19 protein-coding genes are annotated in these 15,741 nt (G+C 67.8%); 5 read left to right on the top strand and 14 right to left on the bottom strand.

Annotated features, from left to right (window positions below; translation table 11 throughout):
* The 5 genes from RMO81_RS07260 to RMO81_RS07240 form a co-directional block, all read left to right on the top strand.
* Window positions 1-358, top strand: a 358-nt coding sequence (locus RMO81_RS07260) for a pyridoxal-phosphate dependent enzyme (protein WP_310475140.1), incomplete at its 5' end; no start/stop codon positions are given.
* The gene (locus RMO81_RS07255) at window positions 358-1,041 is read left to right on the top strand and encodes an amino acid racemase (protein WP_310475139.1); all 684 of its coding nucleotides are present in this window, start codon (window positions 358-360) and stop codon (window positions 1,039-1,041) included. The genes RMO81_RS07260 and RMO81_RS07255, both read left to right, overlap by 1 nt.
* Window positions 1,038-2,150, top strand: coding sequence for a zinc-binding dehydrogenase (locus RMO81_RS07250; protein WP_310475138.1), 1,113 nt, complete (start codon window positions 1,038-1,040; stop codon window positions 2,148-2,150). Before RMO81_RS07255 ends, RMO81_RS07250 begins: the two co-directional genes overlap by 4 nt.
* Window positions 2,151-2,158: 8 nt before the next feature.
* Complete coding sequence (locus RMO81_RS07245) at window positions 2,159-2,902, top strand: prepilin peptidase (RefSeq protein WP_310475137.1); 744 nt, start codon at window positions 2,159-2,161, stop codon at window positions 2,900-2,902.
* On the top strand, window positions 2,899-3,513 hold the full coding sequence (locus RMO81_RS07240) for a 2OG-Fe(II) oxygenase (RefSeq protein ID WP_310475136.1): 615 nt from the start codon (window positions 2,899-2,901) through the stop codon (window positions 3,511-3,513). Before RMO81_RS07245 ends, RMO81_RS07240 begins: the two co-directional genes overlap by 4 nt.
* 58 nt (window positions 3,514-3,571) lie before the next feature.
* On the opposite strand, the gene RMO81_RS07235 is transcribed toward RMO81_RS07240, so the two are convergent.
* The 14 genes from RMO81_RS07235 to RMO81_RS07170 form a co-directional block, all read right to left on the bottom strand.
* The gene (locus RMO81_RS07235; protein WP_310475135.1) at window positions 3,572-6,265 is read right to left on the bottom strand and encodes a TonB-dependent receptor domain-containing protein; all 2,694 of its coding nucleotides are present in this window, start codon (window positions 6,263-6,265) and stop codon (window positions 3,572-3,574) included.
* A gap of 80 nt (window positions 6,266-6,345) precedes the next feature.
* Complete coding sequence (locus RMO81_RS07230) at window positions 6,346-7,893, bottom strand: hypothetical protein (protein ID WP_310475134.1); 1,548 nt, start codon at window positions 7,891-7,893, stop codon at window positions 6,346-6,348.
* A gap of 173 nt (window positions 7,894-8,066) precedes the next feature.
* Window positions 8,067-8,756: a hypothetical protein gene (locus RMO81_RS07225; protein WP_310475133.1), complete on the bottom strand. Its 690-nt coding sequence runs from the start codon at window positions 8,754-8,756 to the stop codon at window positions 8,067-8,069.
* A complete protein-coding gene (locus tag RMO81_RS07220) occupies window positions 8,753-9,169 on the bottom strand; it encodes a hypothetical protein (protein ID WP_310475132.1) in 417 nt (138 codons plus the stop codon). The genes RMO81_RS07225 and RMO81_RS07220 overlap by 4 nt, the downstream gene beginning before the upstream one ends.
* A complete protein-coding gene (gspN, locus tag RMO81_RS07215) occupies window positions 9,166-9,834 on the bottom strand; it encodes a type II secretion system protein N (RefSeq protein ID WP_310475131.1) in 669 nt (222 codons plus the stop codon). The genes RMO81_RS07220 and gspN overlap by 4 nt, the downstream gene beginning before the upstream one ends.
* On the bottom strand, window positions 9,831-10,298 hold the full coding sequence (gene gspM, locus RMO81_RS07210) for a type II secretion system protein GspM (RefSeq protein WP_310475130.1): 468 nt from the start codon (window positions 10,296-10,298) through the stop codon (window positions 9,831-9,833). Before gspM ends, gspN begins: the two co-directional genes overlap by 4 nt.
* A complete protein-coding gene (gspL, locus tag RMO81_RS07205) occupies window positions 10,295-11,335 on the bottom strand; it encodes a type II secretion system protein GspL (RefSeq protein ID WP_310475129.1) in 1,041 nt (346 codons plus the stop codon). The genes gspM and gspL overlap by 4 nt, the downstream gene beginning before the upstream one ends.
* Window positions 11,332-12,276: a type II secretion system minor pseudopilin GspK gene (gene gspK, locus RMO81_RS07200; protein ID WP_310475128.1), complete on the bottom strand. Its 945-nt coding sequence runs from the start codon at window positions 12,274-12,276 to the stop codon at window positions 11,332-11,334. Before gspK ends, gspL begins: the two co-directional genes overlap by 4 nt.
* Entirely contained in the window at window positions 12,273-12,875 is a 603-nt protein-coding gene (gspJ, locus tag RMO81_RS07195; protein WP_310475127.1) for a type II secretion system minor pseudopilin GspJ, read from the bottom strand. The genes gspK and gspJ overlap by 4 nt, the downstream gene beginning before the upstream one ends.
* Window positions 12,872-13,225, bottom strand: a complete 354-nt coding sequence (gene gspI / locus RMO81_RS07190; RefSeq protein ID WP_310475126.1) for a type II secretion system minor pseudopilin GspI — start codon at window positions 13,223-13,225, stop codon at window positions 12,872-12,874. The genes gspJ and gspI overlap by 4 nt, the downstream gene beginning before the upstream one ends.
* Window positions 13,215-13,583, bottom strand: a complete 369-nt coding sequence (locus RMO81_RS07185; RefSeq protein ID WP_310475125.1) for a prepilin-type N-terminal cleavage/methylation domain-containing protein — start codon at window positions 13,581-13,583, stop codon at window positions 13,215-13,217. The genes gspI and RMO81_RS07185 overlap by 11 nt, the downstream gene beginning before the upstream one ends.
* A complete protein-coding gene (gspG, locus tag RMO81_RS07180) occupies window positions 13,558-13,995 on the bottom strand; it encodes a type II secretion system major pseudopilin GspG (protein ID WP_310475124.1) in 438 nt (145 codons plus the stop codon). Before gspG ends, RMO81_RS07185 begins: the two co-directional genes overlap by 26 nt.
* A complete protein-coding gene (locus RMO81_RS07175) occupies window positions 13,992-15,203 on the bottom strand; it encodes a type II secretion system F family protein (protein ID WP_310475123.1) in 1,212 nt (403 codons plus the stop codon). The genes gspG and RMO81_RS07175 overlap by 4 nt, the downstream gene beginning before the upstream one ends.
* Window positions 15,196-15,741, bottom strand: a 546-nt coding sequence (locus tag RMO81_RS07170; RefSeq protein ID WP_310475122.1) for an ATPase, T2SS/T4P/T4SS family, incomplete at its 5' end; no start/stop codon positions are given. The genes RMO81_RS07170 and RMO81_RS07175, both read right to left, overlap by 8 nt.

The raw sequence follows: 15,741 nt of genomic DNA, 5'->3' as shown, positions 1-15,741 counted from the left end.
CATCAACGTGCGCCGTCGCCAAGCTGAGCAGGAAGCCAATGTGCTGAAGTTGGCGCAGGCGACGGCCGATCTGATGGGCACGCCGCAGCCGCAGGCCGCCGACATCGTGGCGCTGGCGGATTGGGTCGGCCCCGGTTACTCGCTGCCCACCCGCGAGATGGTGGAGGCGGTGCGGCTGCTGGCGGGACAAGAAGGCATTTTGCTCGACCCGGTTTACAGCGGCAAGGCGATGGCCGGGCTGATCGCGCTGGCACGGGCTGGCGCCTTCAAGGATGAGCGGGTGCTGTTCCTGCATACCGGCGGCTCGCCATCGCTGTCGGCCTTTGCCGGCGTGCTGCGCGATCCCGATTACAATTGATGCTACGCTATCGGACGATCGGCGTGATCGGCGGCATGGGGCCGGCGGCCACGGCTGATTTTCTCAGCCGGCTGGTGGCTGGCGTTGCCGCCGCCGACGACAGCGATCACCCGCGCGTGCTGGTGGATTCAAACCCGCACGTGCCCGACCGCAACGCGGCGGCGCTCACCGGTGCGGCATCGCCGGGCCCGGCGCTGGCCGCAATGGCGCAAGGGTTGGTGGCGCAGGGAGCCGAGGTGCTGGCCATGCCGTGCAACGCCGCCCACGGCTGGGCCGATGCCATCACCGCCGCCCCGTTCATCTCGATGATCGATGCGGCTGTGGCCGAAGCCATGGCGCATGGCCCACGCTGCATCGGCGTGCTGGGCGTTGGCGCGACGCTGGCGCTTGATCTTTATGGCCGGGCCAGCCCGGTGCCGGTGCTGAATGGCGATTTGGCCATCGTGCAGCCAGCCGTGAATGCCATCAAGGCCGGTGACCGCAGCGATGCAGTGCGCGGCGCACTGGCCGGCGAGGCCGCGCGGCTGGCGGCGGCCGGGGCCGATGTGGTGATTGCCGCCTGCACCGAAGTGCCGTTGCTGCTGTCACAGGCCGATGTGGCGATGCCGCTGATCGATTCCACCGCTGCCCTGGCCCGCGCCACATTGGCGGCCGCGCGTTTGCCCGATAGGGTGCAGCCATGAGCCAGATTACCGCCGCCGTGCTGTCCACCATGGGCGCATCACAGCCATATGCCGTCAGCCAGCCAATCAGCCTGAAGCCGCTCGATCTGGCGCCGCCGGGGCCGGGCGAACTGCTGGTGCGCATCGAAGCGGCTGGCCTGTGCCATTCCGACCTTTCGGTGGTGAACGCTGATCGCCCGCGTCCGCTGCCGATGGCGCTGGGCCACGAAGCCGTGGCGCGCGTCGAAGCCGCCGGGCCCGGCGCGCGGTTGCGGCCCGGTGCCCGCGTGGTGATGGCCTTCCTGCCGGCCTGCGGCCATTGCGAAGCCTGCCACCGCGGCGAGCCCTGGCTGTGCAGCAACGGTGCGGCAGCCAACGGCAAGGGCGAATTGTTGGGCGGCGGGTTCCGCTTGTCGGATTGCGGGCACCCTGTGCACCACCATCTCGGGCTGTCGGCCTTTGCCACGCACGCCGTGATCGATGAACGCAGCTGCGTTGTGATCGATGATGATATCCCGGCCGAGATCGCGGCGCTGTTCGGCTGCGCGGTGCTGACCGGCGTTGGCGCGGTGTTCAATTCGGCCATCGTGCGCCCCGGCGAAAGCGTCGCTGTCTGGGGCCTCGGTGGTGTTGGCCTGGCTGCCCTGCTGGGCGCAGTGGCAGCCGGTGCAGAGCCGGTGATTGCCATCGATCCGGTGCCGGAAAAGCGCGCGCTGGCCCTCGAACTGGGCGCGCGCGCAGCCGTAGCGCCCGACGATGCCGCACAAGCCTTTGCCCAATATGGCGCGCCCCGCGTGGCCATCGAAAGCGTGGGCAGCGGCAATGTGCTGGCGCAGGCCTATCGCACGGCGGCGCGCGGCGGGCGCATCGTTACGGTGGGCCTGCCCAACCCGGCCGATCCGTTCACCATCCCCGCCGTCAGCCTGGTGGCCGAAGCCAAGACCATCATCGGCAGTTACATGGGTTCCGCCGTGCCGGCGCGCGACATCCCGCGCTATGTCGCCTTGTGGCGGGCCGGGCGCTTGCCGGTGGAACGGCTGCTCACCTGCGTGCGGCCGATGAGCGAGATCAACGACGCGCTTGATGCGTTGGCCAGCGGGCAGGCCATTCGCCAGATCCTGATCCCCTGATGCCCCAAATGCTGGGCCTGTGGGCGGCCATCGGCGGCGGGCTTGGCCTGCTGCTGGGCAGCTTCATCGCCGTGCTGACGTCGCGTTGGCCAAAAGGTGAAACCCTGCTGGGCCGGTCGCGCTGTGATGGCTGTGGCCACACGCTGGGCGCGGCGGAACTGGTGCCGCTGCTCTCTCATCTGCTGCAGCGTGGGCGCTGCCGGCACTGCAGCGCTGCGATTGCCGTCCGACACTGGCAGATCGAACTGGTCGCCGCTGTGATCGGGGCGGGGCTGTTGTGGCGCACGCCGTCGCTGGAGGGGCTGGCACTGGCGTTGGCGGCGTGGTGGTTGCTGGCGCTGTTGATCCTGGATGCCGAACATCAGTGGCTGCCCGATGCGCTCACCTTGCCGTTCATTCCGTTTGCGCTGCTGCTGCCGGGGCTGCCCGTGGAACAGCGGCTGTGGGGCGCGGGGCTGGGCTTTTCCGGGTTGTGGCTGATCGGCTTCCTTTACCGGCGGCTACGCGGGCGTGACGGTCTGGGCGGCGGCGATCCCAAATTGCTTGCGGGGTTGGGGGCGCTGCTCGGCGGCTGGAGCCTGCCGTTCCTGATCACCGGTGCGGCTGGGCTGGGCCTGGCGCTGGCCGGCTGGGATCATATTCGCGGGCGGGATGTGACCGCTGCCACGCGGCTGCCGTTTGGTGCCCTGCTGGCCGGCGTGGCGCTGATAATGCTATGGCTGGGGCCGGTTTGGCTGGAGATGCTTCGATGAGAATTGCCGGCGCCCAGCGCGTGCCCGACAAACGGGTGGAGCTGTTCCAGCAGAAGAAATTCCTCAGCCCCGATGAATGCGCCGGCCTGATTGCGTTGATCGACACGCTGCGCCGGCCTTCCACCATCACCGATGCCTATGGGGCCAGCGATGATTTCCGCACCAGCGAGACGGCCGATCTGCCGGCCAGCAATCCGCTGGTGGCCAGCGTCTATCGCCGGCTGGCCGAACATGCCGGGCTTGATCTTGCGCATGCCGAAACGCTGCAGGGCCAGCGTTATGCCCCGGGCCAGCAGTTCAAGGCGCACACCGACTATTTCGAGCCGACCGGCCTGGATTTCTTCCCGCACACCGAAGATGGCGGCCAGCGTACCTGGACCTTGATGGTCTATCTCAACGAGCCCCAGGCCGGCGGCGCGACGCGCTTTGTCAATCTGAACAAGATGATCCAGCCGGAGACGGGCAAATTGCTGGCGTGGAACAACCGGCTGGCCGATGGCGGCGTCAACAGTTTCACCCTGCATGCCGGGATGCCGGTGCGGGCTGGCACCAAATATGTCGTCACCGCCTGGTTCCGCGATCGCCCGCGCCGATATCCGGCGGTGGTCTGACAGGAAAAAGCCGCCGGCACGCAGGGTGCCGACGGCAATTACGCAGTCACTAGGGTCATCAGAACTTGGCGGAAACGCTCGCCTGGAAGGTGCGGCCCAGCACATAGGTGTTGGTATCGATGCGGCTGGCATTGAGGCGCTGGAATTCCTGATAACGCGTGTTGGTCAGGTTGCGGCCTTCCAGCTTCACTTCCAGTTCGGTGCCGAGTAGCTTGAAGCCCTGGCGGACGACGACATCGAGACGCAGACCGGGCTTTTCGACCAGATCCGGCTGACCCGACGGGCCGCGGAAGGCGACGCGATTGCTGGCATAGTTCAACAGGATGGTCTGTTCCGACAGACCTTCATCATCCTGGAAGCCGAACGACAGGTTGGCGACATGATCGGACTGGCCGGTGAGCGGCAGGCCGTTCTTGAAGATGTCGGTCGCCGGCACTACCGCACCCGACAGCGGGAAGCGGGTGGTATCACCGGCCTTCACGCGCAGCTTGCTGTCGGTGAAGGTGTAGTTGGCCGAGACGAAGAAGCGACGGGTGGCAAAGAAGTCACCCCAGCCCGACAGGTCGAAATATTTCTGGGCTTCGATTTCGGCGCCATACAGGCGGGCGTTCGGCACGTTGGCGAACGTCGTCTGGAAGGTGCCGCCCTGCACGAAGGCGATGGCGTCGATCGGATTGTCGATATCCTTGAAGAAGCCGCCGATGGCCAGGCGTTCATCCTTGCCGAAATACCATTCATAACGGGCTTCGATGTTGATCAGTTCCGAGTTGCTGAGGAACTGGTTGCCGAAGCTGAGACGATCGCTTTCGGTGTCGAAATAAGGCTGCGGCGCCAGTTCGCGGAACTGCGGACGCGCGATGGTCTTGGATGCGGCAAAGCGCAGCTGCATGTCTTCAGCGAAGTTCCAGGTGACGGTCAGCGCCGGCAGCCAGTAATCTTCGTTGATGTTGGTCGGCGTGTTGAAGGCCGAACCGGGGTTGGCGTTGAACACATCGATCGGCGTCACGTTCTGACGGCCGTCTTCGTAACGCACGCCGGCCACCACCTGCACACCATCGGTCGGTTCGATTTCAATCTGGCCATAGCCAGCATGCACCGTCAGGCCCGCGTCATAGCGCGGCGCCACGGTGGAGATGGTGTTGAGGATGATGCCGTAGGTATAGACGTTGAAATCCGACAGCAGGAAATCCGGGCGCTGCTGCGATACGGTGCCGGGCAGGGCGGCGTTGGTCTGATAGCGATAATCGAAACGCTCCGACACGCGGTCGGCCTTGCTGTAGGCGTAACCGGCGGTCAGCTTGATCGGGAACGGGCCATTGCGGAACTTGTAACCCAGATCGAGGCCGCCGCCATAAACGTCTTCGTTCAGGCGGCTGAAGGCGACCAGGCTGGATTGGCCCGGCGAACGCAGATCGTTCACATAATCGTTGAACTGCGCCGAGAAGGCATAATTGTTGAAACGCTCATACGGCGCCAGACGCTTCGAATTGGCGTAGGTGCCGCGCAGATCCACGGTCAGATCATCGAACTTGAATTCACCAACGAACTGCGTGTCGATCAACTGCCGGCGGAATTGCGCCGTGGCGTTGCGTTGCAGCAGCACATCGCGGCCGACGTTGATGTCATCGGTGCCGGCCTGGATGCGGGCTTCCTTGATGGTGTCGTTCACATAGACGTTGGCGAAACGGATCTTGTGGTCGCCAAATTCGGCGCCAATGCTGAACAAACCGTTGACCACGCTGCGGAATTCGGTCGCGGCGAAGTTGAAATCCTGATCCGGGTTGAGCCCCAGTTCACCGTTGGCGCCAACAGCGGCACCGCCGGACAGCTGCTGCTTACCGGCCTTGGTCTGCCAATCGTTGGACAGGCCGGCGGCAAACACGAAGCCGATGCGCGCGTCACCCACATCCCAGGCGCGGCCGCCCGACATGTTGCCGCTCCAGTTCACCGGAATATTGTCGTTGCTGAAGATCACGTTGGTCGGCGCGTTGGTCAGCGTCGCGGTGATGTCCTGCAGTTGGCGCAGCGAATAATTGCCGCCCACGGCCAGTGCCGTGCCGGCGTTCTGGCTGGCCTGAATGCCGGTGGGCAGACGGCGGGTGCCGTCGTCATAGCCGGTCCAATCGGTGCGGCCGCCGGAATAGACATAGCCAAGTTGGCCGGTGGTGGCGGTGTTGGCACCGATGCTGCCGCCAATCGTGAAAAAGGCTTCCTTGGGCACGGCACGGGTGGTCAGGTTGATGACACCGCCGCCGAATTCACCGGGGAAATTGACCGAATAGCTTTTCTGGACAACCGACGAGGCCAGCACCGAGGTCGGGAACAGATCAAGCGGCACCACGCGGCGCAGCGGATCCGGCGACGGGATCGGCAGACCGTTGAGCAGCGCCAGTGAGTAGCGTTCGCCAAGCCCGCGGACATAGACATAGCGGCCGCCAACGACGCTCAGGCCGGTCACGCGCTTGAGGGCACCAGCGATGTCGCCTTCACCCGAACGCGCGATATCGGCCTGGCTCAGCACCGAGACGACTTCGCGGCTGAGCCGCACCGTATTGGGGATGCGCTTGCCGATGACGACGATTTCGCTGCCACCGCCACCCGGGATCGAAATGTCGACCGGCTCTTCTTCCGGCGGCGCTTCGGCGGCCGGAGCCGGCTCGGGGGCGGGCGGCGGGGCGGTTTGAGCCCAGCCAGGTGCAGCAAACGCCACCATCATGGAGGTCGAAAGCAGGAAAGGCAGCGGTTTTTTCATCTTGATGTCCCCGGTCGAGGTGCGGCGGCCGGCAGCGGCGATATTCGCGCTGCCGGCCCCGGCGCTAACTGGATCGGCGCTTACTGGATCGGCGAGGGCGCTGCGGTGCAGGCGGTGGCGCCCGTGCCAACGCCGCAGGTCCAGCCGGTGTACCAGGTGTCGGCGGCATTGCGGAACGCACCGACGAAGGTGGTTTCATCGAAGAAGGTGCCGGTGCCGGTGAAGGCCGTGCGCGGGTTGGTCGCGACCGCGGCCGTTTCAAAAGTGCCCGGCAGGAAGATGTTGGTCAGTGTCAGCACCACCGGCGGCAGCAAATTGTTGTTGCCAGTGATGACAGGCGTGATGCTGGCCAACGGCACGTCGCTTTCGTCGCGGGCAGCGCCCGAGCAACCGAAAATCACCGAACGGAAGATCGGCGCGCCGGCTTCGTCGATGGCGGGATCGGCAGCGGCCACCGTTTGCGCGCCATCGATGTCGAGGCACAGGCCGGTGGCGGTGGTGTTCTGGATGATGCCGTTCACCAGGCCGTAATCGGTGCCGCCGCGCAGCAGCACGGTATCAGGCGTGCGGTTGCCGATGAAGGTGAAATTGGCGATGCGCGGGTTGGAACGCGGCGTGCGGGTTTCGCCGCCGGCGGTATCGGCTTCGATCACACGGTCACCGCCGTTGGTGCGCTGCACCACCAACACATACTGGAGCAGGCCCTTGAAGCCCAGATCGGTGTCGATGGAATCGTCGTCGGCGCCGGTGATGACAAGGCGACGGTGATTGACGCGACCGCCGAACCATTCGATGCCGTCGTCGGAGCTGTTGTGAACCTGGATGAAGTTGGCGGTGGTGCCGCTGCCGACGCCGCCGAAGGTGATCCCGTTCAGCTCGTTGCCGGGGCTGACTTCAAAGCCCGGATAACGCACCTGGACATAGGCCAGACGGCCCGAGTTGTCTGCCGGGCTGCCGCCGCCGTAGAAGGCGCCGGTAAGGCCTTCGACCGCCGACTGGCAGTTGACGGTGCCCGGCGTCGCGCCGGCACCAACGCAGGTGTGGATCGGCGCGCGGCCCAGCAGCACGATGCCGCCCCACTGACCGATCGAGCTGTCGTTCACGCCGCCTTCCATGTTGGAACGGCTGGTGAAGACGATCGGGCGGGTGGCGGTGCCTTCAGCGAAAATCTGCGAGCCACGGTTGATCACCAGCGCATCAGCGCCCGACGAACCGAACACGACCACGCCCGGATCGACGGTGAGGATGCCCTGCACGCCGCCAGCGGCCGGCGCGCCCGGATCAGCGCCCAGATCGACGCCGACGTTGACGCGGCCCGACAGCGAATAAACCACGCCACGAATGTTGGCCAGCGTCAGGCCACCGGAGATCGTGCCGGAAATCTGGCAGTTGCGCAGATTGTTGATGACGCCAACGTTGGTGGTGCCGGCGGGGCAGCTATCGGCAGGGCCGGTCGGGGTTGGCGTCGGGGTCGGCGTGGGGGTTGGCGTCGGAGTCGGGGTCGGCGCTGGCACGATGGCGCCTTCGCCGGGCGAAGCAATGTTCTTGGCGCCATCACAGGCGGCAAGCGTCAGCGCCGAACCAATCATGAGAAGCGTGCGAAGGCGGATATTGTCTGAGCGGATCATGGGGTCACCCCTGTTGGCCGTGTGGTTTGAACAAAATGGGGCACGCTCTTTGGCCTGCGGCACGCCCACGATGAGCTGCCGTCTAGGCGCGATTCGTGGCAGTTGAGTTACGGCGAAGTTGCGATTTCGTGACATTGGGATTGCAGTTTAATGACGCCTGCAACCAGAAGGACTCAGCGTGATACCACCGCTTCACGCAGTTGATTGCCGCGGCGATAGCCGATCTGCAGGCGGCCATTGGTGGCCAGTTCCTGCGGCAGTTCCATGATCTTCTCTTCCGAAATCAGCTCGCTACCATTGGCCGAAACCAGCACATCGCCCGGCCTCAGCCCGGCTCGGGCAAGCGCCGGCAGGCTGGCCAGCGTGTCGAGCCGCCAGCCGGCGATGCGGCCGCCTTGCTTCACCGGGCTGAGCGCCAGTTGCCACGGCGTGGGGTCGCCGCCGGGCAGGGTGGGCGGCCCAGCTCTGCTTGGGGCGCTGGCAGGGGCGCTGTCGGCAAAGGCCAGCACCATTTCGCCGGCAGGGCCAGCCAGGATGGCGCGGCCAGGTTCCACCCGCAGCAGTTTGATGCCGCCGGGCATGACACGGCCGGGGCGGAGCAGATATTGCCGCCCCCCGGCCGCCACGATGGCCATGCCGCCATCCGGCCCGGCGCGCAGGCCGGCAAGTTTCAGATCGACAGGTGCAGCGGCGACCGGCGCTGGTGGTGGCGTTGGCGCCGGCGTTGGAACAGCGGCCAGCGTTGGGGTCGGCATCGGCTCGTCGCTGCGCAACACCCAGACCAGGCTGGCTGACAAGGCAAGGCCGCCGCCAATGGCCAGCGCCCATTCCCTTGGCGTGTTGGCGCGGCGAGCCGGCTTCACTGGGGGCAGCCGGCCAGGCCCGCCACCGGCAGCACGATGGCGCTGCCATCGGTTTCGGTGATGGTCAGGCTGCCGTCGCGCACCACGGCGCCGCCGGCGGTGGCAGGCAGGATGGTCAGCCGCACCTCGAAACTGCGCGTGGCCGAACGGAAGCGACTGATGGGGGCAAAGCCCATCACTTCGTCGCCCTCCCGTGCTTCAACCGGCAGATCGGTGGAGCGGCCATCGATGATGGCCCGCAACAGCGGCGGCGTGCGGTTCAGCATGCCGATGCGCTTGCCCGATCCGCGATCCCACAGGAACAGCGCGCATTGGCCGGATTCCAGCACTTGCTGCGGCAGCTCGCTGAAGGGTGGTGGCAGCGCGGGCTGCGCCGTAGCCAGTTGCAGCGCCAGAAGGACCGTGATGCTCATGCGCCGCCTGCTTCCTTGATCAATGTGTCCGCCTCGCTGCGGAAACCGGCAGCGACCAGCGCCGCGGCTTCGCCCGGACCGGCGCCGGCCACCACCAGTCGCGCTGTCCAGCGGCCGACGCTGCTCGACACGTCCAACCGCACCCGGCCATCGCTGCTGGCCAGCGGCAACAGCAACGCCGCGCCGTCGCAGCGTGGCGCGCCGGCCAGTTGGCGTTGCCCGGCCAGTGGCAGTGCCAGATCGGCTGTCACCTGCCCGCCGGCTGCCTCGCAGCGGCCAGCGCCATCCAGCGTCGCCATCACATCGGCAAGGTCGATGCCAGAAAGCGGCAGGCTCGGCATGGGGCTGCCGTTCAGCCGGCCCGTCAAACCCGATACGCCGCCGGCGGTGAAACTGCGCCAGATCTGCCCGTTCAGGGCACCCTGTGACTGCCAGTTCAGCCGGCCCTGCAGCAATGCGACCGGCTGCAAGGCCAGCCCGACATCGCCCAGCGGCATCTGGCCAAGCATCGCGCCGATCAGTTCAGCCTGCCACAGGCTGCCTGTCACCTCAGTGGCCGCCAGCGGCGGTGCCGGCAGCAGCAGCCGCGCCGGGGCCAGCGCCACCAGCCCGGCGATCAGACCAAGGCCCAAAGCAAATTCGCGCTTCCCAAACCCGCGCTTCATTGTGCGCTCCGCACCAGCAACCGCGCCTGCACCGACTGATCGGGATTGCGGGTCGCTTCCAGCTGTTCGATCACCAGCCCGTCGCGCTGTTCCAGCGCCGTGGCCCAGCCGATCAGCAGGCGACCGTTGATGGCGGCGATTTCCAGCACGGCCTGGCCCGGTCCCTGCGCTTCCAGTCGCGCCGGTTGCAGCCCGGCCTCGCCAAGGCGGCGGTTCAGCGTGTCGAGCACCGGGGCCGAACTGGCGGCCGGACGGGCCTTGATGGCGGCAGCCAGCGCCTCGCCCTGGGCCAGGCGCGTGGCAGCAGCGCCGGCCTCGGCGTTTGCCGCCGCGCGTGCTCCGGCAATCGGACGCAACAGCAGCAGCCACACCAGCAGCGCTGCCAGCAGCACCAGCATTAGGCCAAACAGCATGCGTTCGCGGTCGCTGCGCTGGGCCCACCACGGAGAGAAGATCGCCATCATCGTGCGCGCACCATCACGTCGCTGATACTGCCATCGGCGGTGGCGCGGGTGGCGCCAACCGAAGCCGTCAGCCCGAATTGTCCCAACGCACCGGCCAATGCCTGGGCTTCGCCGGCGCCGCCTGCAACGCCAGCCACCAGGCCGCCAGCCGGCGTATAGCCCAGGCTGGCCAGCCCGGCCCCCGGCCGCATGCCAATTGCCTGCACGACCGGACCGGCCAGAGCCGCCAACCCGCCGGCGGCACCGCGCTGGCGGGCTTGTGCCTGCAAGGCCACCAAGGCAGCGACGCCGTCGTCAGTGCCGCCATTAGTGCTGGGGGCCAAGGCGACCAGCTGCGCGTTGGCGGCGCTGGCGGCACTGCGGGCGCGCAACAAGGCGGCAAGGTCGCCGCCCAGCCACAAGCCAACGACGGCTGCCGCCAGCAGCGCCAGTCGTTTCAGTTGGCCGGCGTCGGGCCGCCAGCGCGTTTCGGGCGCATAATCGCCCACCAGCAGATCCAGCGGCAGCGTTTCGGGCAGGCTGGGCCGCACGGCCATGGTCGCATCGGTGCCGATCATGGCTGCGGCCAGTTCGGCCTCGGCGGCAAAGGCGGCGCTGGCGCTGCGGGCCAGCAGCCGCTCGCCGGCTTGTGCCACTGCCCAGCCGCTGGCCGGTGCTGGCAACAACAACGGATCGGGAATGAGCGACGCTGGTTTCCAGCCAGCCCGCGCTGCTTCGGCCAGCCACAGGGCCATGGCGTCGCGGGCGACCACCGCCACGGCGCGCGGGCCGCTGCCCGGTGCAACGGCGATATGGGGATCGGATTGCGCCAGACGGTCGGCCAGGGCCATACGTGCGGCCGCTGCGGCTTGTGCCGGGGCCAGATCGGGCAGGTCCAGCCAGTGCAGAGCCACTGCTTCGCCGGGAACGGCCAGCACCAGCGGCGTGGCGGCATCGGGCATGGGCCAGCCATCGCCCGCAGCAATCTGGCGCGCGCCGTCCAGCCGCTGCCAGCGCGGCGTGGGCGCCAGGGTGACCAGCAAGGTGGCTGGCATCATGTTTCGTCTCCCCAGCGGCGCAGGATCAACCGGGCCGGCGCCTTGCCGGCGTCGACTAGCCCGGTTTCGGCCAGTGTCACATCAGCCATTATCGTCGTCATGCGGAAGGCCACAAAGCGATCCCGCGTGTCAGGCTGGCGCAGCGCATCGGCGGCAATCTGCCGACCCGACAGGGCTGGATGCGCCCAGAAACTGCTGATGTCGCGCCAGCCGCCAGCCGGCCGCGCGGCGATGACATCGCGGGCACTGGCAAGCGGTACAGCGGCAATGGCGGCGATTTCCGGGGCGTCTTGCGCCACCAGGCTGTTGATGTTGGGGCGTGACAGTTCGGCTTCGGGCAGCGCGCACAGGTGCGGCGCGGCGCGGGCAAAAATCGCCGGCGTGACGCCCGCCACGGCCCGCCACTCGCTCACTTCAGCCAGCAGTGTGCCGGCGGTGCGATAGGGCGTGGCAGCGCGGGCATATGCTGGGTCTTCGGCGCCGCCCGAACCCGGTTGCTGATCGACATCCACCCAATCGGCGGTCGCTGCGGCGATGCGCTGGGCTTCGGCCTGCGGCACATCAAGCACTGTCAGCAGTCGCGCCAGTTGCTCGACACCCAGCGGGCGGGTGATGGTGCGACCCGGCGGCCCCACGGCGACGCCGTTCAGATTGAGGCAGTTGCCGCCGGGGGTCAGCGTCACTGTCGCGGTGCCGGCGGGCGTGGGCAGGGCAAAGGCACGCGCCGGCAATTGCGGGAGGGGCAACCGCGCCAGGATCATCGCCTCCCCGGCCAGCGCTGCGCCGCGTGCAACTTCCAGCCCGGCACGGGTGGCATCGAGATGGCGGGCCAGCCGCAGCCGGTCGAACAGGCTGGTGGACAGCGCCGCCAACACGCCAACCAGCACCAGCACATTGATCAGCGCGGCGCCCTGTTCGTGGCGCGGGATGGGCCGGTTCATGCCGCACCCCCGGGCGCCAGCGGCACGATCTGGCGCACACGGCCGAATTGCGGGCCATCAATGGTCAATTCAAGGGCGCGGGGCAGGGCGTTGGCCTCCCCGTTCCAGCCGTCTTGCCAGCCCAATTGCCCACCTTTTGCGGTGAGCACCCGCAGCCGCGCCGCCGTCACACCGCGCGCCAGCACACTGGCCTGTGTGGCGGCCGGGCCGTCAACCATCGCTGCCGAACGCCGCACCAGCATGTCGCCCTCGATCAGCCATTCCACCCGCTGCAGCGAAGCCCGCGGCTGGCCGCCGGGATTGGCCCAACCGCGCCGCACCAGTGTGAACAACACGCCGCCGTTGGCCGCAAAGGCCGGGTGCGGGCGGCCTTCGCCATCCCGCCACGGGCGCGGCGCGGCTTGCCCGGCATCAGCGGTGAGCAGTGCGCGCAGACGGGCAAGATCGCCGCTCGCCCACACCAGCGCCTGTGCCTGACTGCTGGCCTGCACGCTGCCGGCGAGCAGTGCGGTGCCCGCCGCCGCCATCAGGCCGAACAGGAACAGGCCGACAAGCAGTTCCATCAGGGTGAAGCCGGCCGCTCTCGGTCTGCTCTTCATTTGCCGCTCCACAGCAACTTGTCGGCGGCGATCACCTGGCCGCCGTCACCGATCACCTCGACACTGATCAACTGGGTGCCGGGATCGGGGCCGGGGCTGATCTGTCGCCGCCATGCCCAATCGCGGATGCCGGCGCGCTCGCGGCCCTGATCGGCGCTGGGCGGGGCGGCGGACAGCATCGCCTCCAGCGCCTGATTACGGGCAACAATGGCGGCATATTGGCGATCGGAAAGCGTGGCAGCACTGGCAAGGCTGACACCCTGCAGGCGAATGAGCGCGACCGCGGCCAGGCCAAAGATGGCCAGCGCCACCATCACCTCGATCAGGCTGAAACCGCCCTCAGCGCGCATTGACGCCTCCGGCTGCGTCGATGGTGACGCTGGCATTGGCGTCGCCGCTGCTCACCACGATCCGCGCCGGGGTGGCGAGGCCGGTGGCGTCAAAGCTGATCGGCCCGGCCGGTTCGCTGCTGACGTTCAATCCATCCGGCACGACCGGCTGGAAGGCGGTGTTCTGCCCGGTCAAAATCGCCATGTCGCGCGTCGCTGCCGCCTGCGCCGCCAGTTTGACGGCCGCGCTGCGCACCCGGTCGTCGGGGCCGGGCAGGGTGAGGACGAGCGCCGCACTAGTGATGCCGACAATGGCCATCACCACCACCAGTTCGACCAGTGTGAAGCCGCTTTCAGAGGTTCCAGTTGCCGATGTCATCGGCCTCCCCTCCTGGCCCGGTCAGGCCATCGGGGCCCATCGACCAGACGTCGAACGGGCCGTTTCGGCCAGGGCTGGCATATTGATAGGCATGGCCCCACGGATCATTGGGCAGCCGCTGCACATAGCCGCCGGGGCGATAGCGTTCCGGCTGGGCCATATCGGTGGGGGCCGCTTTCAGCGCGGCGATACCCTGTTGGCTGGTTGGGAACTGCATGGTGTCGGCCTTGTAGCTGGTCAGCGCGGTTTCCAGCGTGGCGATATCGGCGCGGGCGCGGGTGATGGCGGCCTTGTCCACATCGGGCAACACATTCAGCACCACCACCGTGGTGAGGATGCCGATGATGACGATCACCACCATCATCTCGATCAGGGTGAAGCCGTTCGGGGTGGGTCGGTTGCGGCGCGTCATGGGGAGGCCAGGCTTTCGAGTTGCAGGATGGGCAGCAGGATGGACAGTACGATCATCGCCACCGCCCCGCCCATGACAAGGATGATCGCCGGTTCCAGCAGGGCGAGCGCGGAGCGGGTGAGGGCATCATACTCGCGTTCCAGCGCTTCGGCGCCCTTTTCCAGCATCACGTCCAGCCTGCCCGCGCTTTCGCCGCCCGCTGCCATGGCGACGAGCAGCGGCGGCAGGATCGCGGCGCGTCGCATCGCGGCGGTCAGGCTGGCGCCTTCACTGATATCGTCGGCCATCTGCGCCACGCGGGCGCGGATCTCGCGGTTGCCGATGGTGGGCAAGGTGAGCTTGAGGCCATCAACCAGTGGCAGCCGGCTCGCCACCATCATCGCCAGCGTGCGCGCCAGCCGGGCGGCCTGCCAATCGCGCAACAAGCGGCCCACCACCGGCAGGCCCAGCAGCCAGGCATCGAAACGGCGGCGCAGCGCCTCGTCCTTGAGCGCGCGGTTGGCCAACAGGCTGCTGCCAGCGCCGAGCAGCAGCAGCACCCACCAGCCGGCGGCGAGCGCGTGGGAGAGCGCCATGACGATGCGGGTGAGCAGCGGCAAGGTCTGGCCGATGTCGGCAAATTGTTCGGCGATGCGCGGCACCACGAAGATCATCAGCGCCGCCACCGCCAGTGTGGCCACGGCGGCCAGCGCCGCCGGATAGGCCAGCGCCGCCTGAACGCGGCCCTTCATTTCGGCCTGGCGATCGAGCAATGCGGCCAGCCGTTCCAGCACCTGCGGCAGCGTGCCCGCGCCTTCGCCAGCGGCGACCATGGCGCGATACAACGGCGGAAAGCTGGCGCCTTCCAGGGCCATCGCGTCCGAAAGCCGGCGGCCTTCGATCACCGCGCCATGCACGTTGGTCAGCACGGCGCGGGCCTTGTCGCCTTCGGTCTGCTTGACGATGGTGCGCAGCGCTTCTTCCAGCGGTGTGACGCTGGCCAGCGTTGCCAACTGGCGGGTGAACAGGCCCAGTGCGTTGGGCTTCAGCCGGGCGCTGCCCACGGCCAGCGCCGGCGTTGTATCGGCGTCGCTGGCTGGTTCCAGCCTGGTGGCAAACAGCCGCTTGTCGAGCAGGTCGGCGCGGGCCGCTTCGCTGCTGGGCGCGTTGATGCGGCCGGCGCGCGGCTTGCCTTCGATGTCTAGCGCTTCGTAGCGAAACTCAGCCATCGGCTGGCTCCGGTTCGCCCAAGTCATTTTGGCCGCCCATCACCCGCAGCGCTTCGGCGGGCGTGGTGAGCCCGTCCACGACCGCCCGCGCCGCAATCGCCGGCAAACCGGGGCTGCCGGCGGCCGCAGCCAGATCGGCCGCTGTGGCGCCATCATTGATGCGCAGCGCCAGCGCGTCGGTCATGCGAATGATGTCATAAAGGCCCACCCGGCCCTGCCAGCCAGTGTGATTGCACGCCTCGCAGCCAGGTGCAGCCCACACCGGCGTGCCGGCCGCGATGCCCAGTGCCGCAGCGGTGCCGGCATCGGCCGGATGGGAAGTGCGGCATGCGGGGCAGAGCCGGCGCACCAGCCGCTGCGCCACCACGGCACGCAGCGTGGCAGCAAGCAGGAACGGTTCCACGCCGAAATCGCGCAGGCGGGTGATGGCGCTGGCGGCATCATTGGTGTGCAGCGACGACAGCACGAGATGGCCAGTGAGCGCGGCCTGCACGGCGATGCTGGCGGTTTCGGCGTCGCGGATTTCGCCGACCATCAC

The organism is Sandarakinorhabdus sp., from assembly GCF_031422795.1.
Classification (GTDB): domain Bacteria; phylum Pseudomonadota; class Alphaproteobacteria; order Sphingomonadales; family Sphingomonadaceae; genus Sandarakinorhabdus.
Note: the sequence above shows the minus strand (reverse complement) of the source record. Positions and strands in the feature narration are given on the sequence as shown.

Coding starts and splice junctions, on each gene's coding strand:
- gspM (WP_310475130.1), bottom strand. CDS start 10,298: ATGATGGCGATCTTCTCTCCGTGGTGGGCCCAGCGCAGCGACCGCGAA.
- RMO81_RS07185 (WP_310475125.1), bottom strand. CDS start 13,583: ATGACATCGGCAACTGGAACCTCTGAAAGCGGCTTCACACTGGTCGAA.
- RMO81_RS07245 (WP_310475137.1), top strand. CDS start 2,159: ATGCTGGGCCTGTGGGCGGCCATCGGCGGCGGGCTTGGCCTGCTGCTG.
- RMO81_RS07240 (WP_310475136.1), top strand. CDS start 2,899: ATGAGAATTGCCGGCGCCCAGCGCGTGCCCGACAAACGGGTGGAGCTG.
- RMO81_RS07255 (WP_310475139.1), top strand. CDS start 358: ATGCTACGCTATCGGACGATCGGCGTGATCGGCGGCATGGGGCCGGCG.
- gspL (WP_310475129.1), bottom strand. CDS start 11,335: ATGATGCCAGCCACCTTGCTGGTCACCCTGGCGCCCACGCCGCGCTGG.
- gspK (WP_310475128.1), bottom strand. CDS start 12,276: ATGAACCGGCCCATCCCGCGCCACGAACAGGGCGCCGCGCTGATCAAT.
- RMO81_RS07230 (WP_310475134.1), bottom strand. CDS start 7,893: ATGATCCGCTCAGACAATATCCGCCTTCGCACGCTTCTCATGATTGGT.
- RMO81_RS07175 (WP_310475123.1), bottom strand. CDS start 15,203: ATGGCTGAGTTTCGCTACGAAGCGCTAGACATCGAAGGCAAGCCGCGC.
- gspJ (WP_310475127.1), bottom strand. CDS start 12,875: ATGAAGAGCAGACCGAGAGCGGCCGGCTTCACCCTGATGGAACTGCTT.
- gspN (WP_310475131.1), bottom strand. CDS start 9,834: ATGAAGCGCGGGTTTGGGAAGCGCGAATTTGCTTTGGGCCTTGGTCTG.
- RMO81_RS07235 (WP_310475135.1), bottom strand. CDS start 6,265: ATGAAAAAACCGCTGCCTTTCCTGCTTTCGACCTCCATGATGGTGGCG.
- gspI (WP_310475126.1), bottom strand. CDS start 13,225: ATGCGCGCTGAGGGCGGTTTCAGCCTGATCGAGGTGATGGTGGCGCTG.
- RMO81_RS07250 (WP_310475138.1), top strand. CDS start 1,038: ATGAGCCAGATTACCGCCGCCGTGCTGTCCACCATGGGCGCATCACAG.
- gspG (WP_310475124.1), bottom strand. CDS start 13,995: ATGACGCGCCGCAACCGACCCACCCCGAACGGCTTCACCCTGATCGAG.
- RMO81_RS07220 (WP_310475132.1), bottom strand. CDS start 9,169: ATGAGCATCACGGTCCTTCTGGCGCTGCAACTGGCTACGGCGCAGCCC.